This window comes from Rhodoblastus sp. (genome assembly GCF_019449565.1).
Taxonomy (GTDB): Bacteria; Pseudomonadota; Alphaproteobacteria; order Rhizobiales; family Beijerinckiaceae; genus Rhodoblastus.
Genome location: NZ_JAGRPM010000057.1, coordinates 24772 through 50018 on the forward strand (window position 1 = coordinate 24772; position 25247 = coordinate 50018).

A 25247-nucleotide genomic window follows, 5' to 3' on the forward strand; every position below is an offset into this window, starting at 1 on the left:
GCATGGACGCGCGGCCTCGTTTTGTCTAATCAGACGGCAAAGCGCCGTCTGCCCGAATCCAAAAGCGCCGCTGCGCGAATCCAAAAAACGCCGTTGCACGAATCAAAGGCTCGCATCGATGACCGACATTCAGCCCCAGGATCGCATCGTCACCGTCTTCGGCGGCTCCGGCTTCATCGGCCGCCATCTGGTCCGTTCGCTTGCCCGCGATGGCTGGCGCATCCGCGTCGCGACGCGGCGGCCCGATCTCGCCTTCCATCTTCAGCCGCTCGGCCGCGTCGGCCAGATCAACGCCGTTCAGGCCAATATCCGCTATCCGGACTCGCTCGCCGCCGCCCTGCGCGGCGCCGAGGCGGCGGTCAATCTCGTCGGCATTCTCGCGCCCTGGGGCAAGCAGACCTTCGACGGCGTCCAGGCCGAAGGCGCCGCGGCCGTCGCCAAGGCGGCGCAGGCGGCCGGGATTTCCAATTTCGTGCATGTTTCGGCCATCGGCGCCGATCCCAACTCGCCCTCGGCCTATGCGCGCACCAAGGCCGCCGGCGAAGCGGCGGTTCTGGCCGCCTTGCCTTCGGCCAAAATCCTGCGCCCCTCGGTGGTGTTCGGACCGGAGGACCAGTTCTTCAACCGTTTCGCGGCCATGGCCCGCTTCCTCCCCGCCCTGCCGCTGATCGGCGGCGGCGTGACGAAATTGCAGCCGGTCTATGTCGGCGACGTCGCCAAGGCCGGCGCCCGCCTGCTGGGCGGTCAAGGCAAGGATGGCGCGGTCTATGAACTTGGCGGACCGGAAGTGAAGTCAATGCGCGAAGTGCTGGAATATACTCTGGCGACGATCCACCGCCGCCGCCTGCTCGCGCCGCTGCCCTTCGGCCCGGCCGCCGCGCTCGGCTCCGTGACCGAGACGCTCAACAAATTGCTGCTCGGCCTCCTGCCGGCCGAATTCGTCTTCACCGCCGACCAGGTCGAACTGCTCAAACGCGACAATGTCGTTTCGGAACAGGCCAGCGTCGAGGGCCGCACCCTCGCCGGCCTCGGCATCGCGCCGGAATCGATCGAGGCCATCGTCCCGACCTATCTCTACCGCTTCCGCAAGACCGGCCAATACGCCGACCAGCGCGCGGTTTAAGGCCTTAGCGCTGGTAAGGCGCCGGCTGCGGCTCCGTCAGCCTTTTGTGGAGCCGCGCCATCAGGCCGATTCCGAACAGAGGCGTCAGCAGGTTCAGCACCGGCGTGGCGACGAAGAGCGAAATCAGCAGCCCCGCCGCGAAGATCGTTAGCCTATGGCGGCGGCGCAGGGCGCGCGCTTCCTCCGGCGGGCGATAACGCATCACCGCCAGTTCGAAATATTCGCGGCTGAACAGATAGGCGTTGGCCACGAAAAAGATGAGTGCGTTGACGCCCGGGATCAGCCACAGGGCGAAGGCGATGAGATTGACCGCCAGCGCCACGCCGGAAAATTTCAGCGCCAGCCACAACGAAGTGAGCGCGGGCGCGGCGCGGCCTTGCCGGTCGGGCGGATAGATCCTCGCCTCGACGTGCTCGGCCAGCTCGTCGAGGAAGAAGCCCGCCACCAGCATGGCCACGGGCGCGATCAGGAAGATCAGCGCGACAAACAGACCCAGCGCCGCCGCGACCTCGACGAAGGTCTTGAGCCAGGGCGCCCCGGCAAACCAGGATTCTCCGCTGGTCGTGAGCCAGACGGCCCCGCGCTCCAGCGCTAGCCACAGCCCGGCCAACAGGGCCAGGGTCAGGCCGAGCGACTTCCAAAGCACCGCGCGGAACGGTGGCGTGAACATATCGCGAAGGCTGGCGACGGCGTCATCGATCATGGCGGCGGCTCAGTTCTGGACGAAGGCGCGCGACAGACGAAGCTTATGGCGCGCATGAGGTGCGATTGCAGCGCCGGCGCGGCGGTCAGGCCGCGTCGGAGGACGGCGCGGCTTGCGTCAATATGGCGTAGATCGCAGGCGCCTCGCGGGTCGCCCGAATCTTGGCCAGCGTCGCCGGATTTCTGAGCAAGCGCGCGATGACGGCGAGCGCCTTCAGGTGATCGGCTCCGGCATTCTCGGGCGCGATCAGGCCAAACAGCAGGTCGACGGGCTGGCCGTCGAGCGATTCGAAGTCGATTCCGCGCTCCAGCCGAGCAAAAATGCCAAATATCCGTGGGACATTCAGCAATTTTCCATGCGGAATGGCGATCCCATCGCCAAGACCGGTGGAATTGAGCTTTTCCCGCTGCATCCAGGCTTCGAAAATCTCACGGGCCGGAAGTCCGGAGACTTCCGCCGCCTTTTCGCTCAATTCCTGCAACGCCTGCTTTTTGCCATTCACCCGGAGGGAAGGCAAAATCGCCTCAGGGACCAGAAGATTTTCAAGCGGCATGAAGATCGTTTTCCGTCAAGGCGCCGACAGCAGGACCCGCAATCGCAAGACGCGCCCAAGCGCCCCTCGAAAAACGCGCCCAGGCGCACTTCAAGAGACGCGCGCAGGCGTCCTTCAAGGCGTCGCTAAACGCGCGCGGCCCACCCACCGGGGTTCGCGCAAGCCCGAAAAAAGGCGCTCGCGCGAACTCAAGCAAAAAATGAGCCGCTATCACGCGGCGCCTTTATCGCCGACGGTCGGATCGACCCAGCCGATATTGCCGTCGAGCCGGCGATAGATCACGTTCACGCGGCCATTGGTCGCGTGACGGAAGACGAGGACCGGCGCGCCGGTCAGATCCAGTTCCAGCACGGCGGCCGAAACGGAGAATTCCTGAAGGAACTTTTCAGATTCGGCGATCACGGCAGGCTTGAAATCATGTTCGGCCGGGGCCTCGGCGGCCTCGTCGAGCGCGCCGATAACCGTATAGCGAATGGGCTCGCCGGCCGGGCCGGCCTCGCGCGCGGCGCCACGGTCCTTCAGCTTGCGCTTGTATCGGCGCAGTCGGCTTTCGATGCGTGCGGCGGTCTGGTCGAAGCTGGCGTAAACTTCCTGCGCGCGGCCTTCGGCTTGGAGCGTGACGCCGGAGGTCAGGTGAAGCGTGCAATCGGTGCGATAGCCGGAGCCTTCGGGCTCGATCGTGACGTGGCCGGTGACGGAGCCGTCGAAATATTTACCGGTCGCCGCGTTGAGCCGATCGGAGACATGGTTGCGCAGAGCCTCGCCGATATTGATGTTCTTGCCAGAGATCCGCAGGGGCATCGGGTCGTTCCGTTTCTTGGTTTCAAGCCGCTCTTGTTCCAGGCCACTGTTCTTGGCGCCGTCAGGAGCATTCCCTCGGCTCCCTGCGGCGGGGCTCGAAGCGCCGCCGCGCGAAATTCCGGGCCAGGCCAAAGCGTTCATTCAAGGGTTAGAAGCCTCCGCGACTGAAGTCAATGCCGCACCCGACGCCCCCAAACGACGGAGCGTCGCTGCTTCGGCGCCGCCCTCGCCGGGAGGTTCGCGCGTCAGAACGAAGCGGCGCTCTGCTTCTCGCGCCGGCGCTCGACAGAAGACGGAATTCTCAGGCTTTCGCGATATTTGGCGACCGTGCGACGGGCGATATCGATGTTTTGCGCCTTGAGGCGTTCGACGATGGCGTCGTCCGAAAGGATGGCCTCCGGCTCCTCCGCGTCGATCATCTGCTTGATCTTGAAGCGCACCGCCTCGGCCGAATGGGCGTCGCCGCCGCCATGGGCCGCAATCGACGCGGTGAAGAAATATTTCAGCTCGAACAGGCCGCGCGGCGTCGCCATATATTTGTTGGACGTGACGCGCGAAACGGTCGATTCGTGCAGGCCGACGGCGTCGGCGATGTTCTTCAGATTGAGCGGGCGCAAGTGCTCGACGCCCAGGGCCAGAAAAGCATCCTGCCGGCGCACGATCTCGGTGGAGACCTTGAGGATGGTGCGGGCGCGCTGCTCGAGGCTCTTGGTCAGCCAATTGGCGGTTTGGAGACATTGCGACAGGAAGTTCCTGTCCTCGTCCGCGCCGCCCTTGCGCGAAACGGTGGCGGCATAGGTCTGGTTGACGAGAACGCGCGGCAGGGACTCCGAATTCAGCTCGATCAGCCAGGAGCCGTCGCGCGCCGCGCGCACGATCACGTCCGGCGCAACCGGCTGGACCGGCGCGCCGCCAAAGGCGCGGCCGGGCTTGGGATCGAGCCGGCGGATTTCCGCCAGCATGTCCCGCAGGTCCTCGTCGTCCACGCCGCAAATCTTGCGCAAGGCGGCGAAATCGCGCCGCGCCACCAGCGGCAGATTGGCGACCATGGCCTGCATAGCCGGATCGAAGCGGTCCAGCTCGCGCAATTGCAGCGCGATACATTCGGCGAGGTCGCGCGCGCCGATGCCCGTCGGCTCGAAAGTCTGGACGAGCGAGATGACCTTTTCGACGCGCTCCAGCGACGCTCCGAGACGATCGGCGATCTCCTCCGCGCTCTCGCGCAGATAGCCGGCTTCGTCAATGGCGTCGATGATACCCGTTCCGATCATGCGCTCGACGGGATCGTCCGTCGCAAGCGCCAGCTGCTGGCCCAGAAAGTCTGAAAGCGTGGTCTGGCCCGCGACATAGGCCTCGATATTCGACGCCTCGCCGCCCGCCTCGCCGCCGCCCACGCCGGACCAGGCCGAATCGGACAGGCCCATGGCTTCGAGCTTGTTCTGCTCCACCGCCGGGCTGAGGTCGCGGTCGGCGTCGAAGGCGTTTTCGACATCCGTGCCGAGGCTTTCCGCAAGGCCCTCGGAAGACACGGCAAGTTGGGGAGAACTCCAGTCGGTCTCGGCGGGATCGCCGGAAAAGGCCGTGGTTTCATCGCCGGGCTGCGCGGCGGCGACGGCGTCGATTCCCGTGGGCGTCGGGTCCGGACCATCCTCGGAGCGCTCCAGCAGCGGATTGCGCTCCAGCTCTTCCTCGACGAAGGCCGCCAGTTCGACGCTGGAATATTGCAAGAGCTTGATCGCCTGCAGCAGTTGCGGCGTCATGACCAGGGACTGGCCCTGTCGAAGCAACATTTTGGCGGATAGAGCCATTCGCAACTCACATACCGGAAAAGGCCGGGCCATCGGCCCTGCGCTTACACGGACCCGCTCGGCCCGTTTTTTGCATACACCTTTTTTTAGACGTCGGCCACGAAAAAAGACGTCGCGAACCAAACGAAAATCGCCCCGATCCTGCTGAGCAGAGCCTTGTTTCAGCACAAAACTTCTTTGTCCGCGCATTCACGCTCGGCGAGCGTTTGCGTTACATCCGGAAGTCTTCGCCGAGATAGAAGCGCCGCACGTCCGGATTGGCGACGATCGCGTCCGGCTCGCCCTCGGTCAGCACATGGCCGGAATGGATGATATAGGCCCGGTCAATCAGGCCCAGCGTCTCGCGGACATTGTGGTCCGTTATGAGCACGCCGATGCCGCGCCGTTTCAGATGCTGCACAAGATCCTGAATGTCGCCGACCGCGATCGGGTCGATGCCGGCGAAAGGCTCGTCGAGCAGCATGAAGGACGGATTGCTGGCCAGCGAGCGGGCGATCTCGCAGCGGCGGCGCTCGCCGCCCGAAAGAGCGATGGAGGGCGACTTGCGCAGGCGCTTGATGTCGAATTCCTCCAGCAGGGATTCAAGTTGCTGGGAGCGGCGGTCGCGGTCCGGTTCGGCGATCTCCAGCACGGCGCGAATATTGTCCTCGACGCTCAGGCCGCGAAAGATCGACGCTTCCTGCGGCAGATAGCCGATGCCGAGCCGGGCGCGGCGATACATGGGCAGGCCGGTGACGTCGTGGCCGTCGAGTTCAATCATGCCCTTGTCGGGTTTGATGAGCCCGGTGATCATATAGAAGACCGTGGTCTTGCCGGCGCCGTTCGGCCCGAGCAGGCCGACAGCCTCGCCGCGCCGGACGTTCAGGCTCACATCCTCGACGACCCGGCGGGCCTTGTAGCTTTTTCCCAGATGATGGACGTAGAGCATGGTCAGGCCGATCGGTCGGTCGTCGGCGCCCTCAAGGCGCGCGCATTGCATCGAGGCGGGCGTGTCGCGTCAGGGCGTCGTATTTCTGAGCGCAGGCGGCGCAGCGGGCTTGGGGGCGGCAGGCTTGGGGGCAGCGGGTTTCGGTGCGGGCGTTGCGCCCGGTTTGGCGTCCTCGCCGGGCACGATCAGGGTGTGAACGCGGCCCTTGGAGGTGACGATCGCCTGGCCTGTGGACAGGTCATAGGTCAGCTGGTCGCCGCGCGTGACATTTTCGCCCTGCGACAGCGCAACATTGCCGATGAGCATGAATTTGTTCTGCGGCTTGTCATAGACCAGCGCGTCGCCGGTGCCGATCTGATCCTTGTTGGTGATCGAGATCGGCCCCTTGCCCTCCATGCGGCGCAGGCCGGAATTGGCGCCGCCCGGGCCCTCCTTGGCGGCCGGAGCTGTTCCGGAGGCGCCCGCCGTCGGCTTGCGATCGAAATAGATGGTGAGGACGGAGGCGTTGAGGCGTGTCTCGCCCTGAACAGCGACGACATTGCCGGTATAGACCGCCTTCTGCTCCTTGTCGAAATAATCGAGCTTGTTGGCCGAGACATTGATCGGCTCGCGGCTGCCGCCGCCCGGCAGCAGCGCCGCGCCCGGAGCCGCAGCGGCGGGCGCCGGGCTGGCCGGAGCGCCGGCGGGCGCCGGCGGCGCCGCGAGGACGGGCCAGGCGAACAAGACGGGCGTCGCGGACAAGGCGAGCGCCAGGGTGAGAGCTTGCGCCCGCGAGGAGATTCCGCGAATCATGGTCAGCGTTCCTTCTGGCCGGGCGCGGCCGGGGCATCCTCGGGCGGCTGGACGAATTGCGACCGCACATTGCCCTCGAAGGTGACCTCCACGCCATTCTCCGTCGAGGACAAAGCGTCTGACTCGATCCATCCGCTGGCGAAATCCAGCCGCACCGGCTCATTCGAGCCGAAGATATTGGTCTTGAAATTCATGGTCGCGCTGCGCATCGCAAGATCGAAATTGACGCCTTTGATATGGACATTGCCGGCGAGGTCAAGCACCTGCGTATTGGAATCATAGGCTCCCGTTTCGCCGGTGATCAGCGTGTCGCCATCGTCGGCCATTCGAAGCTTGGCGACCAGCTTGGTCAGCAGAGTGCGGGAGGGATCTTTCGGATTCTGGACGCCTGTCTCGGCGCTCACATCATAGGGCTTGCCGTCGCGGCGGACGCCAGTCAGGCGCGGGCGCTCCATGGTGATCTTGTCGCCGCTGATTCCGAATCGTTCGAGCGAGAAATGCACGTCGCCGATATCCCGGGCGCCGAAATAGGAATAGCCGAGCACGCCGATGATCGCCGCCGCTGCGCCAAGCAGGATCGCGCGCCGGAGCCATTTGACGCGGGCGCTGTGCCGCGACGCCGACCGGAAGGCGCGGGCGCGGATGGGATTGGCGGCGGGGAAGCCGTCGCTGGTCTGTCTTGGTCCCTCGCTCGGCATGGTTCCGCCCCGGGCCGCGGCGCCCCCTGAAATCATCGACGCGTCCTTCCGCCCGATGTGCGGCGCCGCCGGTTAAGAAGCTTCGAACAAACGCGATCTGACTGCAAAACGCCGCTCCGATTCATGACGCCCGCGCGTCAGTAAGCCGGCCGCGAGGCGAAATAATGTCCTCGAAACCATCATCCTTCGGCGCGCCGCCGCCCGACGCGGCAAAGCTTAACTATGCGCGAAAATATCCGTTTCCGGCCAGCCCAGCAAATCCAGTTCCGCACGGGTGGGAAGAAAATCGAAACAGGCCTGCGCGATCTCGGTCCGGCCCTCCCGGGCGAGCAGCAGGTCGAGCTTGGCGCGCAACGCGTGCAGATGCAGGACGTCGGAGGCCGCATAGCCGAGTTGGGCCTCGCTGAGCCGCTCCGCGCCCCAGTCCGAGGTCTGCTGCTGTTTGGAAATCTCCACGCCGAGCAATTCGCGCAAGAGATCCTTCAGCCCATGGCGGTCAGTATAGGTGCGGATCAGCCGCGAGGCGATCTTGGTGCAATAGACCGGCGTGACGCGCATGCCAAAGGTCTTTTGCAGGATTGCAAGATCGAACCGGGCGAAATGGAACAGCTTGGCGACCGCCGGATCCGTGAGCAGACGGACGAGATTGGGCGCGGCGGTCTGGCCCTTGGCGATCTGGACGAGATCTGCCTCGCCGTCGCCGCGCGAGAGCTGCACGAGGCAAAGGCGGTCGCGATGCGGATTGAGGCCGAGCGTCTCGGTGTCAATGGCGATGCTGGCGCCGGGCAGATAATCGTCGGGCAGGTCGCCCTGATGCAAGCGAATGGTCATTCTGTCTCTCGTCCGGCCGCCCGCGTCACAGGGATCGCGCAGCGCCGAAGCCCTAGCATCGCCGCCAGCCAGCGGCAAGCGGCCGGGCCGCTGGGACGAAAGGCGCGTCAGTCCTCGGACGGCCTGCCCCGGAAGCTTTTGACCGCGCCGCGCTGCTTCTTGCCCTCCAGCCGCCGTTTCTTGGAGGCGAGCGTCGGCCGCGTCGGGCGGCGCGGCGGGGGCGGCGGCAACGCCGCCTCGCGGATCAGGGCGACCAGCCGCTCAAGCGCGTCGGCGCGGTTGCGCGGCTGGGTGCGGAATCTTTGCGCATTGATGATCAGGTCGCCATTCAGGGCCAGGCGGCTCCCGGCGAGAATGATCAGCCTTGCGCGCACGGCCTCGGGTAGATTGGGCGATTCGAACAGGTTGAACCGCAACTGCACGGCGGATTCGACCTTCTGCACGTTCTGGCCGCCCGGACCCGACGCGCGCATGAAATCCTCATGCAATTCCGACTCGTCGATCGAGATCGACCGCGTGATCCGTATCATTTGCCGCCCGCCAAAAGCGTCCTGATCAGGCTGAACTGGAGAATCGCTCGTCACTGTTGCGAATTGCTCACAGCCCCGCCGCCCCGCATTGTCTAGAATATGTCTTCCGGACGACGCCGAAGCCTCTTTCTCATAACGAATCGCTTGCGTAATGATCAACCAGCAAACCGCCGACAAAGCGTCCGACGACGCCGCCAATCTCCTCCTGCGCATCGGCGTCGCGGTGGTTTTCGTCGCCACGCCCTTTTTCCAGCTGCTGTCGCCGCGCGCGATCTTCATTCTGCCGCCGATCGGCGGCGCGCTGATCCTCGCCACGGGGATTGCGCTCGCGCCGCGCCTGAACATGCGCGACATTTTTGCCTTCCTGCTGTCGGGCGTCGGGCTGGCGGCGTGCTTTCTCGCCTTCTGGATGCTGCTTTCCCTGCTCTGGACGCCTTTTCCGTCCGAAGCCGCGCCGCGCCTGATCAAGGCCATGTTGACGATGGCCAGCGTCCTGCCGGTCGCGGCGGCGCTGCCTCCGCGCACCCGCGCGGCCAATCTCTATTTTCTGCCGCTCGGCGTGGCCCTGACGGCGCTTGGCGCGCTCGTCCTGAGCGCGCGGATCGCGGGGGGCGGCCAAGCCGGCGACGAGGATCTCGTCCTCGGCATGGAGGCCGCGCTGCTCCTGCTCTGGCCGGCGCTGGCGGCGACCCATTTGCGCAATCGCCCGACCCTTTCGGCGAGCCTCGCCATTGTGGTGCTGGCGGCGGCGGTTTCGGCGCCGGCGCCCGGCGCCCTCGCGGCGACCGCTTTCGCGGCTCTGGCTTTCGCCTTCGCGCTCTGGAACGCCCGCGCCACGGGCCTTTGGCTGGGACGTTTCAGCGCGGCCTGTTTCGCCGGCGCGCCGCTCGTCCCGCTGCTGGTCGGCCCGCTGATCGGGCCAGACGCGGCGTCTTCCTTGCTCAGCGTGAAGGCCTGGGGCGCGATGATCGCCAATGACGGCGTGCGCATCTTCACCGGGCACGGCTTCAATTTCGTGAATTCCGGCTATTGGCGCGGCTATCTGCCGCTCTCGGCGCCGCATTCCATCCTGTTCCAGATCTGGACGGACCTCGGCCTGATCGGCGCCTTCGCTGTCGCGGCTCTGGTTCTGCTGGCATATCGCGCCGCCGCCGCGCAGCCGGAGCGTCAAGCGCCGTTCTGGATCGGCGCCCTCACTTTTGTCTTCGCCATGGGCGCCTTCGGCATCGCCTCCGTCGAAGCCTGGTGGATCACCATGCTGGCGCTGGCGTTGGGCGCCTTCGCCCTCGTGGCGCGCGGCGATTACAAGACAGCGCGCCCGACGGCGCCGCAATGGTCGCCGCATTAGCGGCGCTGGCTCAGGCCGAGGCGACCGGGCGGCCCTTTTCGTCGACCACCCGTTCGCCGTCTTCCTTGAAGAACTCGCCGCGCTGGGCGGGCAGAATCTCCAGCGCCTTTTCCGAGGGGCGGCAAAGCCTCACGCCCAGCGGGCTGACCACGATCGGGCGCTCGATCAGCACCGGATGCTTGGTGATGGCCGCGAAAATATCGTCATCCGACACTGCCGGATTGTCGAGGCCCAGTTCCGCAAAAGGCGGCGCCTTCTTGCGCAGGATGTCGCGCAGCTTCAGCCCCGCGCGTGCGACTAAGTTTTCCAGCAGCGCGCGCGTTGGCGGCGTCTTGAGATATTCCACGACATGCGGCTCGATCCCCGAATTGCGGATCAGGCCCAGCACGTTGCGCGACGTGCCGCAGGCGGGGTTGTGATAGATGATGACGTCGAAAGCGCTCATGTCCGTCTCCTGAGGAGGCCTAGCCTCCAATTTCCTCGCGCAGAATTTCCAGCTCCAGCCATTGCTCTTCGGCGGCGGCCAGCTCCTCTTCGGTCCTGGCCAGCAGCGCGGACGCGTCATTGAAGCGCTTCGGATCGCGGGCGTAAAGCACGTGATCATCCAGTATCTCGTGCAATTTGCCCGCCGTCGCGCGCAATTTCTCCATGGTCGCCGGCAGAGTCTCCAGCGCGTGCTTTTCCTTGAAGCTCAGCCGGCGCCTTGTGTCCGGGGCGCGCTCCGCCTTCACAGCAGCCGGCTTGCTCTTGCTCTCTGGCGCCTTGGCCTTGACCGCCGGGCCGAGTCCCGCGCCGCGCTGCGCCACCATGTCGGTATAACCACCGGCATATTCAATCCATTTGCCCTGGCCTTCGGAGACCAGCACGGAGCCGGCGACGCGGTCAAGAAAATCACGATCATGGCTCACGAGCAGGATCGTGCCCGGATAATCCGCCAGCATTTCCTGCAGCAGGTCGAGCGTCTCCAGATCGAGATCATTGGTCGGCTCGTCGAGCACCAGAAAATTCGACGGCAGCGAGAGGGCGCGGGCGAGCAGCAGCCGCGCACGTTCACCGCCCGAGAGCTTGCCCGTCGGCGTGCGCGCCTGTTCTGGCTGGAACAGGAAGTCCCTCATATAGCCGATGACATGCTTCTTCTCGCCATTGATCTCGACCCAGTCCGAGCCGCCGCCGGTCAGCGTGTCGGCGAGTGTGGCGTTGGAATCGAGCGCGGCGCGGCGCTGGTCGAGCGTCGCCATCTGCAGATTGGCGCCGAGCCGGATCGTCCCGGAATCGGGCTCCAGCACGCCGGTGAGCAGATTGATCAAAGTAGTCTTTCCCGCGCCGTTCGGCCCGACCAGCGCGAGCCGGTCGCCGCGCAGCATGCGCAAGGACAGGTCCTTGACGATGGGACGATCGCCAAAGCTCTTGGCGGCATTCTCGGCCTCGACCACCAGCTTGCCAGACACCTTGCCCTCGGCGACGCTGATCTTGACCTCGCCGACCATCGTCTTGGCGTCACGCTTCGATTGGCGCAGGGCCGACAAGCCGGCCATGCGGCGGACATTGCGTTTGCGCCGAGCGGTGACGCCATAGCGCACCCAATGTTCCTCCGCCGCTATCTTCCGGTCGAGTTTCTGGGCGTCGCGCTCCTCCTGCTCCAGCAGCGCGTCGCGCCAGGCCTCGAATTCGCCGAAGCCTCGGTCGAGCCTCTTGGTGACGCCGCGATCCAGCCAGACGGTCGCCCGCGAAAGATTTTGCAGGAAACGCCGGTCATGGCTGATCAGCACCAGCGCCGAGCGCAGGCTCGCCAGCTCGCCTTCCAGCCACTCGATCGCGGGAAGGTCCAGATGGTTGGTCGGCTCGTCGAGCAGCAGAATGTCCGGCTCCGGCGCCAGAGTACGGGCGAGAGCGGCGCGGCGGGCCTCGCCGCCGGAGAGGTTTTCCGGCTTTTCGGCGCCGGTCAGGCCCAATTGGTCGAGCAGGTAATGCGCGCGATAATCGGCGTCGCTCGGGCCCAGGCCCGCGATCACATAGCTGAAAACGTCGGCATAGCCGGACAGGTCCGGCTCCTGCGGCAGATAGCGCACGGTGGCGTCGGGCTGGAAAAAGCGCTTGCCGCGATCCGGCTCGATCTCGCCGGTGGCGATTTTCAGCAGGGTCGATTTGCCCGAGCCGTTGCGCCCGACGAGGCAGATGCGGTCGCCCCGCTCGACCGAAAGGTCGGCGGATTCGATCAGGGGTTTGCCGCCAAGGGTCAGACCGACGCCCTGCAAGGTGAGAATGGGAGGAGCCATGCAGTGTTCAAACTGAATTTTGCGACAACCGCAAGATCCCCCACGTTGAGAGCGCGGCGCCGGAACGTCGCCGCAACCGGCGACGCGCTGTTTTTTTCCCGCGCCGCAGGCTAAGCTTTGGGGAAAGAGCTATTCCCTTGGGAGACAGGACATGGACCGCGCCTTCGCCTTCGCCGCCCTGGAAGCCCATCGCGTCGATATCGCCGCCCGGCGCACCGTGGATTTCTTCGCCGAGGACCCCCAGCGATTCGACCATTTTTCCGTTCGCCTCGACGACCTGCTCTATGATTATTCGAAGAATCGCCTGACCCGGACCACCCTCGGCCATCTGATCGATCTCGCCCGCGCCTGCCGCCTCGACGAACGTCGCGAGGCCCTGTTTTCGGGCGAGAAGGTCAACGCCACCGAGAGCCGGCCCGCCCTCCACATGGCCCTGCGCAATTTCTCCGGCGGGCCGGTCCGCGTCGACGGCGAGGACGTCATGCCGGCGGTGGAGGAGGTGCGCGCCCGGGTCGCCGCCTTCGCAAACGCCGTCCGTGCCGGCGAAATTTGCGGCGCGCGTGGCGATTCCTTCACCGACGTCGTCAATATCGGCATCGGCGGCTCGGATCTCGGTCCGGCCATGGCGGCCCGCGCGCTCTCGCCTTTTACGTCCCCGCAACTGCGCGCGCATTTCGTCTCCAATGTGGACGGAGCCGATATCGCCGACACTTTGGCCGCGCTCGACCCGGCCACCACATTGTTCATTGTCTCCTCGAAAACCTTCACCACCCAGGAGACCATGGCCAACGCCGCCAGCGCGCGCGCCTGGATCGCCTCGGCGCTGGGAGAGGCCGCCGTCGGGGATCATTTCGCCGCCGTCTCGACCCGGCTCGACAAGGTCGCGGCCTTTGGCATCAATGCGGATCGCGTGTTCGGCTTCTGGGATTGGGTCGGCGGGCGCTACTCGATGTGGTCGGCCATCGGCCTCAGCCTCGCCATCGCCATCGGCCCCGAGCATTTCGAGGATTTTTTGCGCGGCGGCCATGATGTGGACGTCCATTTCCGCTCAGCGCCGCTGTCGCATAATATTCCGGTTCTGATGGGCCTGATCGGGGTCTGGCACCGCAATATCTGGGGCTTCGCCGCGCAGGCGGTCATTCCCTATGACCAGCGCCTCGCCCGTTTCCCGGCCTATCTGCAACAGCTCGACATGGAGTCGAACGGCAAGAGCGTGCTGCGCGACGGCTCGCCCTCGCCGCGCGCCACCGGGCCGATCGTGTTCGGCGAACCCGGCACCAACAGCCAGCACGCCTTCTTCCAATTGCTGCATCAGGGCACGGAAATCGCTCCGGTCGATTTCCTCGTCGCCGCCGAGCCGACGCACGCAGACGACGCGCACCACGCTCTTCTCTTCGCCAATTGCCTCGCCCAGAGCGAAGCTTTTTTACGCGGCCGGACTGAAAAGGAAGTCCGCGAGCTCCTGCGCGCCCAGGGCCTCAGCCCCACGCAGATCGACGAGCTGGCGCCGCACAAGGTGTTTTCGGGCGACAGGCCGTCCTCGACCTTCCTCTATCGCCAGCTGAATCCGCGCACGCTCGGGCGCATCGTGGCGCTCTACGAGCACAAGGTCTTCGTGCAATCCGTGATCTGGGACATCAATCCCTTCGATCAATGGGGCGTGGAGCTGGGCAAGGAATTGTGCAGCCGGCTCGCGCCGCTGGTCTCCGACGCAAGCGCCGACCTTTCCGGGCTCGACGGCTCGACCGCCGGGCTGATTTCCGCGCGCCGGGCTCTGTTTGAGGTGTATCGCTGAAAGCCCCGGCGATTGCGCGCTGCTTGCCGCCAAACTGCGGCTATTCGTCTTCGCCGAACCTGTTGGCGACGAGCGCGGCGATGGCCTCCAGCGCCGCCTGCGCCTGCGCGCCCGTGGCGGAAACGGTGATCGTGCTGCCAATGCCGGCGCCGAGCGTCAATATGCCCATGATGGACTGGCCGCCGACCGTTTCGCCGCAGCGCGACACGGTAATTTCGGCGTCGAATTGCTCGACGCAATGGACAAATTTCGCCGTGGCGCGGGCGTGAAGGCCCTTGCGATTGATAATCGGCAGTTCGCGCGTGACCGCGCCATCCGGCGGCGGCGGATTAGGCGGGCAGTCGCAGGGTCCGGCTTCGTCCAAAATGCTCATTTCCCACACAATATCTTGCTTGCGACATAGATATATTTGCGGCCGGCTTCGGCCGCCTGAGTCACCGCCTGTTCGAGCGGAGCCTCGTCGCGGACTGAAGCGAGTTTAATCAGCATGGGCAGGTTAACGCCCGCCACAACTTCCACATTAGCGCCATTCATCACCGAAATCGCGAGATTGGACGGCGTTCCGCCGAACATATCGGTCAGGATCACCACGCCGGCCCCGGAATCCACCTGGGAGATCGCCTCGATAATATCCCGTCGGCGGATTTCCATGTCATCGTCGGGACCAATTGTAATGGTCGCCAATTGCGATTGCGGACCACAAACATGCTCCAACGCCGCGCGAAACTCCGTCGCCAGATGGCCATGCGTCACAAGCACTATGCCAATCATTGACACTTACCATCCTGTCCTCGCCCGCATCGGCCTCCCAAATCCGCCGGGCGGCGGGGGGAGAGCCTTCGGGCCGGCGCCGCAACCGGGCGCCCCATCTCTAAAGCGCACATCTGGTCACGAAATCGCCGAATTTCAGACCAGCCATTTTCGTGTTTGCGACCGACTTGGCAAGCGAAATGAGCGACTTGTATTACTTTGTCGAAAAATTGTGCAGAAAAGCCATGATGGCCGCCACCGACCTCTCGGTTTCCCGAGCCGGGAGCCGCAAGCGCGGGACGTCGTGCAAGACAAGGAAATCGCTGCATAATTCCTTCGGCTCGGGCAAACGCGGGCAATCCGCCCGCTGGCTTTCCGATTCCAGATCGACGATCAGCGCGAGAACGGCGCATTTTTCGTAATCCTGGTCGAGAAGGCCGATGCCGCGCCATTCCGCGAGGCCGGATATGGCGCGATGCGGGCTGAGCAGCGCCCGGCCGCCGCGAATCCGCACCAGAACGCGGTCGTCGCCGACCAGACGCGCGAAATCGCCCCGCCGTGTCCAGGCCTCGACCAGCGCGAGGGCGAGGCTCGACTTTCCCGCGCCTGAGGCGCCGCGAATCAACACGCCGCTTTCGCCCAGCGCCACCGCATTGGCGCTGACGGGAAAGGGCGCCTCCTCGCTCTGCAGAGTCATGGGCGCCCTCATTCCGCCGCCGGCAGGAAGACGACGAAGCGCGCGCCGAGCGTCTCGCCCTCCTCGTCGAGGCGATTGCCGGCGTGGATCGTCCCGCCATGCGCTTCGACGATCTGGCGCGAGATCGACAGCCCCAGACCGGAATTCTGGCCGAAGGCATGGTTGGGACGGTCGGTGTAGAAACGCTCGAAAATCCGCTCGAAGGCATGGTCGGGAATGCCGGGGCCGTCGTCTTCCACCAGAATTTCAAAGCCGGCACGCTGCGCCTGCCCTTCCTCGAAGGCGCCCCGCGCGCGGCGCAGGGTCACGCGCACCTCCCCGCCTTGTTGCGAAAAGGTGCGGGCGTTGTCGATCAGATTGTTGAACACCTGGCCGAGACGCGAATCATGCCCCAGCATCAGCCAGTGGCCCGGCAGCGGCCCGGGCTCGACTTTCAGCCGAATTTTGACGCCGTCCTCGCGCTCGATCTGGTTGCCGGCGTCGACCAAGGCCCGCAGCAATTGGGCGATGTCGATCGGCTCGCGGTCCCCGCGCGCAAGTTCCGCGTCGAGGCGCGAGGCGTCGGAAATGTCGGAAATCAGCCGGTCGAGCCGGCGCACGTCGTGGTGGATGACTTCGAGCAGCCGCCCCCGCGCGGAATCGGTCTTGGCGATGGGCAAGGTCTCGACGGCGCTGCGCAGCGAGGTGAGCGGGTTCTTCAATTCATGCGCGACATCGGCGGCGAAACGCTCAATCGCCTCGATGCGGTTGAACAGGGCGCGCGTCATGTCGCGCAAGGCTCCGGACAAATGGCCAATCTCGTCGTTACGGTCGGTGAAATCGGGGATTTCCTGGCGCGACTTGACGCCGCGCCGCACCCGGTCCGCCGCCTCGGCCAGCTTGCGCATCGGCTCAGCTATGGTCCCGGCCAGCGCGGCCGACAGGAGGAACATCACCGCGGCGGAGACGAGGAAGATGCGCACCAGCGCCCGCCGCTCGCCGGCGATCGCCTCGTCGATGTCGCTGCCTTGCGTCGAGAGCAGCAAGGCGCCGCGCGCTGTGCGGAAGCGCTGGATCGGCGCGGCGACGGAAATCACGGTTTCGCCATGCGCGTTGACGCGGACGAAAGAGCTTTCGCGCCCTTCCAGGGCGCTCGCCACTTCAGGATAGGCGCGGCCATTGGCGACGCCAATATCCTCGTAAAGCGGCAGTTTCTCGGAATTGAACTTGCCCTGGAACAGGTCTCCCAGCCATTCCGGCCAGCGTGGGCCTTCCTCCTGTCCGGGCGGCGGCAGTTCGTTGCGCAGAATGTTGGAGCGCGCCGCGATGGAGCGCGAATCGAGCAGCATATAGCCGTCGCGGTCATAGATGCGGGCCCGCGTGCGGGTTGGCGAGACGAGGCGGCGCAGCAGCGGCCCGACGCGGTCGGGATTGATGGAGAATTCAAGGCCGGCCTTGGATTCCTCGTCGAGGCCATAGCTCTGGCCGGGCGCGAGCTTGAGCAGCTTTTCCGGATCGATGGTGATCGCGTCGGCGTCCACCGTCGCGGAGGCCGCGATCGCGGCCGCGATGATCTCGGCCTGGGTGCTCAGGCTCTGGATACGGGCGTCGATCAGGCCCTGTCGGAACTGGTTGAGATAGAGGAAGCCGATCAGCAGCGCGAATAGCCCGCCGATATTAAGCAGGATGATGCGCCGGGTCAGCGATGAGGAAAAGCGCGAGACGAAGCCGCGCCACAGGGCGCGCAAGGCCACGGCGCGCCGCTTCGCGCGCGGGCTGGAAGGCAGCGCGCCAATCAGCCTCGACGGCCAGCGCGCGGTCCCGCTGTCCCTCGCGCGCTCCGCGCCGACGCGCTCGTCCAGGCTTTCCTGCAAGCCCGCCCCCGGCTCTTGGATCACGATTCCTTGAAGCGATAGCCGACGCCGTAAAGCGTCTCGATCATTTCGAAATCGTCATCCACCATTTTGAACTTCTTGCGCAGCCGCTTGATATGGCTGTCGATGGTGCGGTCGTCGACATAGACCTGGTCGTCATAGGCGGCGTCCATCAGCGCGTTGCGGCTCTTGACCACGCCCGGGCGCGTCGCCAGCGCCTGCAGGATCAAGAATTCCGTGACCGTGAGCACGACCGGCTCGTTGTTCCAGGTGCAGGCGTGGCGCTCGGGGTCCATCTTGAGCTGGCCGCGTTCGAGGATCTTGGCCTCGGTTTCCTTCTGGGCGGCGGCTTCCTTGGGATTGGAGCGGCGCAGGATCGCCTTGACGCGCTCGACCAGCAGGCGCTGCGAGAAGGGTTTGCGGATAAAATCGTCGGCGCCCATCTTCAGGCCGAACAATTCGTCGATTTCCTCGTCCTTCGAGGTGAGGAAGATCACCGGCAGGTCGGATTTCTGGCGCAGGCGGCGCAGCAGCTCCATGCCGTCCATGCGCGGCATCTTGATGTCGAAAATCGCCATGTCGGGCGGATTGGTCTTGAGACCTTCGAGCGCCGCCATGCCGTCATTATAGGTCTGGACGCGATAGCCCTCCCCCTCCAGAGCGATGGAGACCGAAGTCAGGATGTTGCGATCGTCGTCGACAAGCGCGATGGTCGGCATGACAAACCTCTTTTTTGGACGGGGGCGCCAGCGAAGCGACTCCGTGACGCTAATATATAGTAGCATCGCTCTAGAATTCACTCCGTTTTCAATGAATGCGCCATGAACACAACCGACGACGCCCCGCAATCGCCTCTCGCCCCTGTCGCGCCCCCCTTCGCCCCCCTCGCCGAGAACACCTTCGACGGGCTGGCGCTCGCCAAAATCCTGCTGCGCGCGACGCCGGCGGGCGCGCTGGCGACCCTGACCCGCGACGCCGGCTATCCCTTCGCCAGCCTCACCAGCGTCGCCACCGATTGCGACGGCGCGCCCGTGCTGCTCATTTCCGGCCTCGCCCATCACACGAAAAACCTGCGCGCGGACGCGCGCGGCTCGCTCCTGCTGGCCGAAGGCGGCAAGGGTGACCCACTGGCCCATCCGCGCCTGACGGTGGTCGGCCGCCTCGCGCCGACCTCGGATCCCCGGGCGCGCGCCCGTTTCCTGCGCCGCCATCCCAAGGCCGCGCTCTACGCGGACTTCCCGGACTTCTCCTTCTGGCGGCTCGAGCCCGAAGCCGCCCATCTCAATGGCGGCTTTGCGCGCGCGGCGGATTATCCGGGCGGCGACATCCTCGCCGATGTCGCGAGCGCCGAAGACCTCTTCGCGGCGGAAGAAAGCCTGCTCGACGAGATCAACGCCCTGCCCCGCGAAAGCCGCGGCGATTGGGCGCGCGCGGCCGGTGCGGACCCTGCCCTGAACTGGCGGGCGACCGGACTGGATCCGGAGGGCCTAGACCTCGCCGCCCCGCAAATATCGGCCCGGCTTGCCTTCGTTCGGCCCGCTTCATCTCCCTCCGCGTGGCGGGAAGCTTTGGCGGAAGCGCAAAACAGCGTCCCTGCGGACGGCTGACATGGTAAATTTAATCTAGGTCAAAGAACCGTCTTATTTCTCACTTGCATGGCCCCTATGCGGCGCGTAAACGGACCCGGAACTTTCGCAAGAATTACGCGCTCTTCCTTTTTTCAGCGCAGTCGGGAGAAACACATGGCTCAGTCGGGCGTCTTCAATCCGGCCTTTCCGGTTGAAACCTTCGGGTTCAAGAAACTCAAGAATGTCTATTACAACCTGACCGCCCCGGCGCTCTATGAGGAATCCCTGCGCCGCGGCGAGGCCGTTCTGGCCGCCGGCGGGGCGCTGGTCGCCGAGACAGGCGCCCATACCGGCCGTTCCGCCAAGGACAAGTTCGTCGTGCGCGACGAGACCACCGAAAATACCGTGTGGTGGGACAATAATGGCGCGATCACGCCCGCCAATTTCGACGCCCTGCTCGAAGACTTCCTGAAGCACGCCGAAGGCAAGGACCTTTTCGTGCAGGACCTGTTCGGCGGCGCCGACCCGGCCCATCGCGTCAAGACCCGCGTCGTGACCGAATACGCCTGGCATTCGCTGTTCATCAGCAACCTGCTGATCAACCCGACCGCCGACGAATTGCTCAACAACATCGCCGACCTGACCATCGTCGACCTGCCCTCGTTCCGCGCCGATCCGAAGCGCCACGGCGGCCGCAGCGAGACCATCATCGCAGTGAATTTCGCCAAGAAAATCGTGCTGATCGGCGGCACCTCCTATGCCGGCGAGATGAAGAAGTCGGTCTTCACCTATCTCAACTACATCCTGCCGCCCGAAGGCGTCATGCCGATGCATTGCTCGGCCAATGTCGGCGACGGCCATGATTCGGCGATCTTCTTCGGCCTGTCGGGCACCGGCAAGACCACCCTTTCCGCCGATTCCTCGCGCACGCTGATCGGCGACGACGAGCATGGCTGGTCCAAGGAAGGCGTGTTCAACTTCGAAGGCGGCTGCTACGCCAAGGCGATCAAGCTGTCGCGCGAAGCCGAGCCGGAAATCTTCGCCACCACCGAGCGTTTCGGCACGGTGATGGAGAATGTGGTGCTCGATCCCGAGACCCGCGTTCCGGACTTCGACGATAATTCCAAGACGGAAAACACGCGCATCGCCTATCCGCTGGACTACATCCCGAACGCTTCGGCGACCGGTCGCGCCGGCCATCCCAAGAACATCGTCCTGCTGACCTGCGACGCGTTCGGCGTGCTGCCGCCGATCGCCAAGCTCGACGCCTCTCAGGCCATGTATCACTTCCTGTCCGGCTATACCGCCAAGGTCGCCGGCACGGAAAAGGGCGTGACCGAGCCTTCCGCCACCTTCTCGACCTGCTTCGGCGCGCCCTTCATGCCGCGTCACCCGTCGGAATATGGCAATCTGCTGCGCGACCTCATCGCCAAGCATCACGTCGACTGCTGGCTGGTCAACACCGGCTGGACCGGCGGCAAATATGGCACGGGCCGCCGCATGCCGATCCGCGTGACCCGCCGCCTGCTCTCGGCGGCGCTGGACGGTTCGCTGAACAAGGCCGACTTCCGCACCGACCCCTATTTCGGCCTCGCTGTGCCGACCTCGGTGCCGGGCGTCGAGCCGCATATCCTCAACCCGGTCAAGACCTGGGCTTCGAAGGCTGAATTCGCCGAGACGGCGAAGAAGCTGGTGAAATTGTTCCGCGACAATTTCGTGACCTTCGAGCCGCATGTCGACGCCAAGGTCAAGGAAGCCGCCCCGGCCGTGCAGATCGCCGCCGAATAAAGCTTTCCGCGAGCCAAAGCTTCGAACCCCGCCTGTCCGCAGGCGGGGTTTTTCATTGTCGAAGCCGTCGAATATTAATGACTTGTTCATCTTGATGAATAGACATTAATCTTTGCGGCTTTCCCACAGATTAAAATACTATTTTTGGTCTTATTCACGCCATTAAGGAATCGGAAACCTCACGCTGTTGTTATCGTCCCAACAAGCGAACTTGAAACGTGAGAATGTATATGCGTATCGGCTCATCCAAGGAACTGAACCAAGAGACCCTGACGTCCCTGGGCAAGATCAGCGCCGCCTCCGACTGGCGTGGCGCGGGCGAAACGATCGACGCCAATCTGTTCCGGCTGAAAGCGCTGCACAAGCTGATGCAGGCCGCCGAGGACTGCGACGCCGACGCCTTGGTCGATGTCGATTATCGCGAGGAAATCCTGCCGCGCACGGAACATCCCGGCGCGACGCCGCTGAAGCGCGTCTGCGCCACCGCCGTCGCGGTGAAGTTGAAATCGGCCTGACGTCCGCCGCCGTCAGCCGCCGCGAACGCCGCCCTCGGGCGGCGTTTTGCGTTTTAGGGGCGCGACGGCCTCAGCTCGGCTCCCGGGGGCGCTGATCCTGTCGAAGCCGGATCAGGTCGATCCCGCCGCGAGGCCCTGCTGCGGCTCGCCCCCCGCCGGCGCGGCGGCAGGTTTGGCCGGGCCGCGCCGGTTGCGCAGCGCGAGCAGAGCCGCGAGCGCAATGCGGCTCACGGCGCCGCCGAGCAGGACATAGCCGCCGCAAAAATCGACGCGCGCGGGGCGCCAGCGGGTCTTGGACACGTCGCTGCCGGTCGACAGGTTGAACAGCCGCAGGCGATGCGCGATGGCCCATTGGATCGCCTCGGCGACCAGAGTGGTCATGACGCTGTAGCGGCTCCATTCGAGATCATAGCCGCTGAAATACATGTAGAGTTCGTCGCCAAGGATGAAAGCGACGCGGGTGGCGACCACCTTGTCCGCGATGACCAGCTGGAAAATGCGCAAATCGCCGCGCCGGGCCATATCGGCGCAGAATGCGCGCAGAAAATCCTGGCTTTGAGCGGCGCCGAAGACGTCGGGATGGCGGACGCTGGTATCCCGCGCTTCCGCGCGCAGATTATGCAGGGCGAAAAAGACGTCGAGCGCGGCCGGAACATCCGCCTCCGCCTCGACCACCCGCAATATGAACGGATGACCATCCCGCGCCAGCGAATTATAGCATTTGCGCAGGGATTCCTTGACGTTGCGCGGTAGATTCCGTTTGAACGCGTCCCAGCTGTCGGGAAGGTCGAGATAGAAGACGGGCAGGTCCATGCCGGGCTGTGGCGTGAATTCGCCCCGAATGGCGCGCGCGCAGGGACCGGCAGGCAGGCCGCGCCATTGCACGAAATCGGCGGGCTTGTCCTCCTGCAGCCGGGCCGACAGGGCGGCAAGAGCCGGTTCGACCTGTTCCGGACGGCAGATCAGGCCGCGCCATTCCGTGACATTGGCGTCGGCGCCGAAGAACTGCAGCTCCCGCGTCCGCAACGGCCCATGGGCGGGACGATGGGTGACGAACATGGGCGCGACCGCGACCAGGGCGCCGTCGGCGTCGCGGAGCGCATAGCACAGTAATTCGTCGCGCGCCGCGAAGCTGTTGCGGCGAAAGGCCGGCCACCAGTTGAGCGCCCAGCTGGGAAAATTGAAAGGCAGGCGCGGCGAAAGGCCCGCGGCCAGCCGCTCCCATTCCTCCGCCAGTTCGCCAAGACGCGACAGGTCGCGGATCGTTTCGACGGTAAACAGAGCCCTGCTCCCATAAAGCGCGGGCCGCGTCCCAGCGTCCCGTTCGGCCTGATATTGCAGTGCAATTTCCTAAGATCGGGTTGTGGCGACGCTTGAATCTCAAGGATGTTTCGCACGGGCGTAAAATGCCTCCGGCGCGCAAGCAGTTCTTAACCATAATGGGGGAAGCTGCATGCGTCGCGCTGGGGGCGAGCGTCCCCAATTTGCGACGCGTGCAGTTCATCGTCGGGAATCCCATGACCGCTTCGCAGACCATGGCCACGGAAGGGCGACGGTCGCCCGCCGAGACCCCGGAAGCGGCGGGACCCGGCCCCAATGACAGCGGCCATGACATTGCGAATGACATCCCGGATGACATCGCGAATGACATCCCGAATCCTTGGCGCGAGGCCGCTGTCGTGCTGGGCCGCCAGGCTCGCCGCCACATCCGGCTGCTCGCGGTCGCCGGGCTGGTGTGCGGAACGCTTGCCGGCATGGCCAAATTCGTGCTGCCGGCGACCTATAAGGCGACCGCGCAAATCCTGATCGATCCGCAGGAATTCCGCTCCTTCGACGCCGACGTCCCGGCGACGACGCTGGAGGCCAATTCGGCGATCAATTATGTGGAAAGCCAGATGGGCGTGATCGGCTCGGAGCGGGTGCTCCTGCGCGTGATCCGCGATCAGGGTCTAGTGGGCGATCAAAAACCTGCCGGCGCCGGCGCGCCCCAACCAGACGCGGGGACCCAGCCGGAAAGCGCCGACGCCAGGCGCGCCCGCGATCTCGCCGAAAACAAGGTCTTGCTGGGCCTGCAAAAGACCGTGGCCATTACGCGCGCCGAGCGCAGCTTCCTCGTCAACATCACCGTCACGGACAAGAATCCCGAACGCGCCGCCGATCTCGCCAACGCCATGGTCAAGGCCTATGGCGAAGTCAACGCCGTGGACCGCATGGCTTCCGCGCGCCGGCTCGCGGCGGACCTCAACACCCGCGTCGACAATCTCCGCCAGCAACTCGGCGAGTCCGAGACGAGGCTGCTGAATTTGAAGATCGAGCACAATCTGGTCGGCCTGAACGACAAGGCGATCGCCGAGCGCCGCATCTCGGAAGCCGCCGATTCCCTTACCGCCGCCGAAAATCGCGAGGCCCAGGCCCGCACGCGGCTCAAGCAGCTCGAAACGGCGCCCTCCGACATCGGCGCCGTCGCCGCCTTCGGTCCGGACCCCGAATCGCGGCAATTACAGGTTCTGATCGAAGGGCGCGCCGCTGCGCGCGGCGAACTCGAACAGCTCCAGAGCAGCCTGGGCGACCTCCACCCCGCCGTCGTCGCGGGAAAAGCCCGGCTGCGCGAATTCGACCGCCGCATTTCCCAGTCGCTGGCGGGCCTGCGCCGCTCCGCCAAATCCCAGCTCGCCGAGGCGCAGGCGCAAGCGGCGGCCATGAACAAGAAGCTCGCCGACCTCGCCGCCGAGACCACCCGCGCCCGCGAATTCGAAGCGCCGCTGCATGAAATGGAATCCGACATCGAGGCCAAGCGCAAGGCGCTCACCGTCCTGCAGACGCGCTGGCACGACGCCGACGACATGAGCCGCCGCGAGGCGCCCAATTTCCGCATCATCTCGCCCGCCCGCGCGCCTAATACCCAGGGCAAGACGATAGGCGCGGTCCTGTGGACCATCGCCGGCGGCGTGATCGGCTCCGCTCTGGCGCTCGGCGGCCTCGCCGTCGCCAGCATGTTCGAAACGGCGAAAGAGGCCGAAACAGGCGAAACGCGGCCCCCCGCTCCCAAAGCCCCCGTTCCCGAGCCGCCCGTCCCCGAGCCGCCCGCGACCCGGCGCCGCACGCTCGAATGTCTGGCGGAGCTTCCGGCCATCAAAACCGCCGCCGGAGCGCGTGATAACGCCGCCGTCGCGCTGCTGAGCGAGGCTTACCGCCGCCCACGATCGCCCTTTTCAGAGACGGTCGAGGCGATTTACGACCGGCTGGAGGCGGAGGCCCGGAAACGGCGCGATGAAGATGATGACGCGAGCCGTCCGTTGATCGTGCTGGTCGCCGCGACCTGGCCGCGCGCCGGCGCCTCGACGCTCGCCGCCAATCTGGCCCGCGTCGCCGCCGCCAAGGGCGCGCGCGCCCTGCTCATCGACGCCCATGCCGCCCATCCGGCGCAGCACCACGCGGCGGCCGACAACGCGCCCCGGACCCTGATCGAGGCCGCCGGACAGATGCGCCCGCTGGTTCGTCTCGCGCCTTATTCGCAATCGCTCAGCCTCATCCCGTCCTGGCCGGACGAGCAGAGCATTTGCGCGGCCATCGCCCAGGAAAGCGTGTTCCGGCCCGTCTCCGGCATCAATGGCCATTTCGATTTCGTCGTGATGGACGGACCCGACGCGAGCGACGAGGAGGGCCTGCGCGACCTCGTCGCCGCCGCCGACCAGATCCTGCTGGTCGTCTCGAACGAGCCGGGAGACGAGGAAGACGCCCCCGATCTGCTGCGCCGCATCGGAGCGCCGGAACAGGATTTCGCCGCCATTGTCCGCGCCGCGCCGCTCGACGACGCCCGCGAAGCGGAAGCCGCCTGAAGCCAATATTAACCGCCGGGCGCGAAACTCCCCCGCCGGCCCCGGCGCGCG

At 65.4% G+C, this 25247-nt stretch carries 24 protein-coding genes; 7 read left to right on the top strand and 17 right to left on the bottom strand.

Annotated features, from left to right (window positions below):
- Positions 1–118 precede the first annotated feature (118 nt).
- Positions 119–1123, top strand: coding sequence for a complex I NDUFA9 subunit family protein (locus QZ409_RS12800; RefSeq protein ID WP_296711762.1), 1005 nt, complete (start codon positions 119–121; stop codon positions 1121–1123).
- Between the two features lie 4 nt (positions 1124–1127).
- On the opposite strand, the gene QZ409_RS12805 is transcribed toward QZ409_RS12800, so the two are convergent.
- The 9 genes from QZ409_RS12805 to arfB form a co-directional block, all read right to left on the bottom strand.
- Positions 1128–1826: a sulfate transporter family protein gene (locus QZ409_RS12805; protein WP_296711764.1), complete on the bottom strand. Its 699-nt coding sequence runs from the start codon at positions 1824–1826 to the stop codon at positions 1128–1130.
- Between the two features lie 85 nt (positions 1827–1911).
- Entirely contained in the window at positions 1912–2379 is a 468-nt protein-coding gene (locus tag QZ409_RS12810) for a PTS sugar transporter subunit IIA (RefSeq protein WP_296711766.1), read from the bottom strand.
- A gap of 210 nt (positions 2380–2589) precedes the next feature.
- The gene (raiA, locus tag QZ409_RS12815) at positions 2590–3180 is read right to left on the bottom strand and encodes a ribosome-associated translation inhibitor RaiA (protein WP_296711769.1); all 591 of its coding nucleotides are present in this window, start codon (positions 3178–3180) and stop codon (positions 2590–2592) included.
- A gap of 245 nt (positions 3181–3425) precedes the next feature.
- Positions 3426–4988: an RNA polymerase factor sigma-54 gene (gene rpoN / locus QZ409_RS12820; protein ID WP_296711772.1), complete on the bottom strand. Its 1563-nt coding sequence runs from the start codon at positions 4986–4988 to the stop codon at positions 3426–3428.
- A 211-nt stretch (positions 4989–5199) separates the two neighbouring features.
- Positions 5200–5967, bottom strand: a complete 768-nt coding sequence (gene lptB / locus QZ409_RS12825; protein ID WP_296711775.1) for an LPS export ABC transporter ATP-binding protein — start codon at positions 5965–5967, stop codon at positions 5200–5202.
- 18 nt (positions 5968–5985) lie between these two features.
- Positions 5986–6708: an LptA/OstA family protein gene (locus QZ409_RS12830; protein WP_296711778.1), complete on the bottom strand. Its 723-nt coding sequence runs from the start codon at positions 6706–6708 to the stop codon at positions 5986–5988.
- Between the two features lie 2 nt (positions 6709–6710).
- A complete protein-coding gene (gene lptC / locus QZ409_RS12835) occupies positions 6711–7442 on the bottom strand; it encodes an LPS export ABC transporter periplasmic protein LptC (protein ID WP_296711782.1) in 732 nt (243 codons plus the stop codon).
- Positions 7443–7622: 180 nt separating this feature from the next.
- On the bottom strand, positions 7623–8237 hold the full coding sequence (locus QZ409_RS12840; protein ID WP_296711785.1) for a ribonuclease D: 615 nt from the start codon (positions 8235–8237) through the stop codon (positions 7623–7625).
- 107 nt (positions 8238–8344) lie between these two features.
- Entirely contained in the window at positions 8345–8767 is a 423-nt protein-coding gene (gene arfB, locus QZ409_RS12845; RefSeq protein ID WP_296711789.1) for an alternative ribosome rescue aminoacyl-tRNA hydrolase ArfB, read from the bottom strand.
- Positions 8768–8918: 151 nt separating this feature from the next.
- Here arfB and QZ409_RS12850 point away from each other — a divergent pair, with 151 nt between their 5' ends.
- The gene (locus QZ409_RS12850) at positions 8919–10115 is read left to right on the top strand and encodes a hypothetical protein (protein WP_296711791.1); all 1197 of its coding nucleotides are present in this window, start codon (positions 8919–8921) and stop codon (positions 10113–10115) included.
- 10 nt (positions 10116–10125) lie between these two features.
- On the opposite strand, the gene arsC is transcribed toward QZ409_RS12850, so the two are convergent.
- Together arsC and QZ409_RS12860 are read right to left on the bottom strand one after the other, a co-directional pair.
- Entirely contained in the window at positions 10126–10560 is a 435-nt protein-coding gene (gene arsC / locus QZ409_RS12855) for an arsenate reductase (glutaredoxin) (protein WP_296711795.1), read from the bottom strand.
- A gap of 19 nt (positions 10561–10579) precedes the next feature.
- Positions 10580–12391: an ATP-binding cassette domain-containing protein gene (locus QZ409_RS12860; protein ID WP_296711799.1), complete on the bottom strand. Its 1812-nt coding sequence runs from the start codon at positions 12389–12391 to the stop codon at positions 10580–10582.
- 151 nt (positions 12392–12542) lie between these two features.
- On the opposite strand from QZ409_RS12860, the gene pgi reads away from it, so the two are divergent.
- Positions 12543–14186 (top strand): glucose-6-phosphate isomerase, encoded by a 1644-nt coding sequence (gene pgi / locus QZ409_RS12865; protein WP_296711801.1) that lies wholly within the window; start codon positions 12543–12545, stop codon positions 14184–14186.
- A 40-nt stretch (positions 14187–14226) separates the two neighbouring features.
- Here pgi and QZ409_RS12870 read toward each other — a convergent pair whose 3' ends face one another.
- The 5 genes from QZ409_RS12870 to QZ409_RS12890 form a co-directional block, all read right to left on the bottom strand.
- Positions 14227–14559 carry an HPr family phosphocarrier protein gene (locus QZ409_RS12870; RefSeq protein ID WP_296711804.1) on the bottom strand — a complete coding sequence of 111 codons (333 nt, stop codon included), beginning with the start codon at positions 14557–14559 and terminating at the stop codon, positions 14227–14229.
- Positions 14556–14957 (bottom strand): PTS sugar transporter subunit IIA, encoded by a 402-nt coding sequence (locus tag QZ409_RS12875; RefSeq protein WP_296711807.1) that lies wholly within the window; start codon positions 14955–14957, stop codon positions 14556–14558. Before QZ409_RS12875 ends, QZ409_RS12870 begins: the two co-directional genes overlap by 4 nt.
- Positions 14958–15150: 193 nt before the next feature.
- Positions 15151–15633: an HPr kinase/phosphatase C-terminal domain-containing protein gene (locus QZ409_RS12880; protein ID WP_296711812.1), complete on the bottom strand. Its 483-nt coding sequence runs from the start codon at positions 15631–15633 to the stop codon at positions 15151–15153.
- An 8-nt stretch (positions 15634–15641) separates the two neighbouring features.
- On the bottom strand, positions 15642–17510 hold the full coding sequence (locus tag QZ409_RS12885) for a sensor histidine kinase (RefSeq protein WP_296711815.1): 1869 nt from the start codon (positions 17508–17510) through the stop codon (positions 15642–15644).
- Positions 17507–18205: a response regulator transcription factor gene (locus tag QZ409_RS12890; RefSeq protein ID WP_283365829.1), complete on the bottom strand. Its 699-nt coding sequence runs from the start codon at positions 18203–18205 to the stop codon at positions 17507–17509. The genes QZ409_RS12885 and QZ409_RS12890 overlap by 4 nt, the downstream gene beginning before the upstream one ends.
- Positions 18206–18307: 102 nt before the next feature.
- On the opposite strand from QZ409_RS12890, the gene QZ409_RS12895 reads away from it, so the two are divergent.
- The 3 genes from QZ409_RS12895 to QZ409_RS12905 all read left to right on the top strand — a co-directional run bounded on the left by QZ409_RS12895 (position 18308) and on the right by QZ409_RS12905 (position 21357).
- Positions 18308–19093, top strand: a complete 786-nt coding sequence (locus tag QZ409_RS12895; protein ID WP_296711823.1) for a pyridoxamine 5'-phosphate oxidase family protein — start codon at positions 18308–18310, stop codon at positions 19091–19093.
- A 135-nt stretch (positions 19094–19228) separates the two neighbouring features.
- Positions 19229–20842: a phosphoenolpyruvate carboxykinase gene (locus QZ409_RS12900; protein WP_296711826.1), complete on the top strand. Its 1614-nt coding sequence runs from the start codon at positions 19229–19231 to the stop codon at positions 20840–20842.
- Between the two features lie 230 nt (positions 20843–21072).
- A complete protein-coding gene (locus QZ409_RS12905; protein WP_296711828.1) occupies positions 21073–21357 on the top strand; it encodes a hypothetical protein in 285 nt (94 codons plus the stop codon).
- A gap of 111 nt (positions 21358–21468) precedes the next feature.
- Here QZ409_RS12905 and QZ409_RS12910 read toward each other — a convergent pair whose 3' ends face one another.
- On the bottom strand, positions 21469–22416 hold the full coding sequence (locus QZ409_RS12910; RefSeq protein ID WP_296711830.1) for a GNAT family N-acetyltransferase: 948 nt from the start codon (positions 22414–22416) through the stop codon (positions 21469–21471).
- 458 nt (positions 22417–22874) lie between these two features.
- On the opposite strand from QZ409_RS12910, the gene QZ409_RS12915 reads away from it, so the two are divergent.
- Positions 22875–25196: a GumC family protein gene (locus QZ409_RS12915; protein ID WP_296711832.1), complete on the top strand. Its 2322-nt coding sequence runs from the start codon at positions 22875–22877 to the stop codon at positions 25194–25196.
- The last annotated feature ends 51 nt before the right edge of the window (positions 25197–25247 follow it).

What these genes read in the sequence shown, in the direction of transcription:
- lptC (WP_296711782.1), bottom strand. Translation starts at nt 7,442, where the DNA reads ATGATTTCAGGGGGCGCCGCGGCCCGGGGCGGAACCATGCCGAGCGAG.
- QZ409_RS12875 (WP_296711807.1), bottom strand. Translation starts at nt 14,957, where the DNA reads ATGATTGGCATAGTGCTTGTGACGCATGGCCATCTGGCGACGGAGTTT.
- arsC (WP_296711795.1), bottom strand. Translation starts at nt 10,560, where the DNA reads ATGAGCGCTTTCGACGTCATCATCTATCACAACCCCGCCTGCGGCACG.
- arfB (WP_296711789.1), bottom strand. Translation starts at nt 8,767, where the DNA reads ATGATACGGATCACGCGGTCGATCTCGATCGACGAGTCGGAATTGCAT.
- lptB (WP_296711775.1), bottom strand. Translation starts at nt 5,967, where the DNA reads ATGCAATGCGCGCGCCTTGAGGGCGCCGACGACCGACCGATCGGCCTG.
- QZ409_RS12870 (WP_296711804.1), bottom strand. Translation starts at nt 14,559, where the DNA reads ATGAGCATTTTGGACGAAGCCGGACCCTGCGACTGCCCGCCTAATCCG.
- QZ409_RS12915 (WP_296711832.1), top strand. Translation starts at nt 22,875, where the DNA reads ATGACCGCTTCGCAGACCATGGCCACGGAAGGGCGACGGTCGCCCGCC.
- QZ409_RS12880 (WP_296711812.1), bottom strand. Translation starts at nt 15,633, where the DNA reads ATGACTCTGCAGAGCGAGGAGGCGCCCTTTCCCGTCAGCGCCAATGCG.
- QZ409_RS12830 (WP_296711778.1), bottom strand. Translation starts at nt 6,708, where the DNA reads ATGATTCGCGGAATCTCCTCGCGGGCGCAAGCTCTCACCCTGGCGCTC.
- QZ409_RS12850 (WP_296711791.1), top strand. Translation starts at nt 8,919, where the DNA reads ATGATCAACCAGCAAACCGCCGACAAAGCGTCCGACGACGCCGCCAAT.
- raiA (WP_296711769.1), bottom strand. Translation starts at nt 3,180, where the DNA reads ATGCCCCTGCGGATCTCTGGCAAGAACATCAATATCGGCGAGGCTCTG.
- QZ409_RS12900 (WP_296711826.1), top strand. Translation starts at nt 19,229, where the DNA reads ATGGCTCAGTCGGGCGTCTTCAATCCGGCCTTTCCGGTTGAAACCTTC.
- rpoN (WP_296711772.1), bottom strand. Translation starts at nt 4,988, where the DNA reads ATGGCTCTATCCGCCAAAATGTTGCTTCGACAGGGCCAGTCCCTGGTC.
- QZ409_RS12840 (WP_296711785.1), bottom strand. Translation starts at nt 8,237, where the DNA reads ATGACCATTCGCTTGCATCAGGGCGACCTGCCCGACGATTATCTGCCC.
- QZ409_RS12910 (WP_296711830.1), bottom strand. Translation starts at nt 22,416, where the DNA reads ATGTTCGTCACCCATCGTCCCGCCCATGGGCCGTTGCGGACGCGGGAG.
- QZ409_RS12810 (WP_296711766.1), bottom strand. Translation starts at nt 2,379, where the DNA reads ATGCCGCTTGAAAATCTTCTGGTCCCTGAGGCGATTTTGCCTTCCCTC.
- QZ409_RS12805 (WP_296711764.1), bottom strand. Translation starts at nt 1,826, where the DNA reads ATGATCGATGACGCCGTCGCCAGCCTTCGCGATATGTTCACGCCACCG.
- QZ409_RS12890 (WP_283365829.1), bottom strand. Translation starts at nt 18,205, where the DNA reads ATGCCGACCATCGCGCTTGTCGACGACGATCGCAACATCCTGACTTCG.
- pgi (WP_296711801.1), top strand. Translation starts at nt 12,543, where the DNA reads ATGGACCGCGCCTTCGCCTTCGCCGCCCTGGAAGCCCATCGCGTCGAT.
- QZ409_RS12860 (WP_296711799.1), bottom strand. Translation starts at nt 12,391, where the DNA reads ATGGCTCCTCCCATTCTCACCTTGCAGGGCGTCGGTCTGACCCTTGGC.
- QZ409_RS12905 (WP_296711828.1), top strand. Translation starts at nt 21,073, where the DNA reads ATGCGTATCGGCTCATCCAAGGAACTGAACCAAGAGACCCTGACGTCC.
- QZ409_RS12800 (WP_296711762.1), top strand. Translation starts at nt 119, where the DNA reads ATGACCGACATTCAGCCCCAGGATCGCATCGTCACCGTCTTCGGCGGC.
- QZ409_RS12895 (WP_296711823.1), top strand. Translation starts at nt 18,308, where the DNA reads ATGAACACAACCGACGACGCCCCGCAATCGCCTCTCGCCCCTGTCGCG.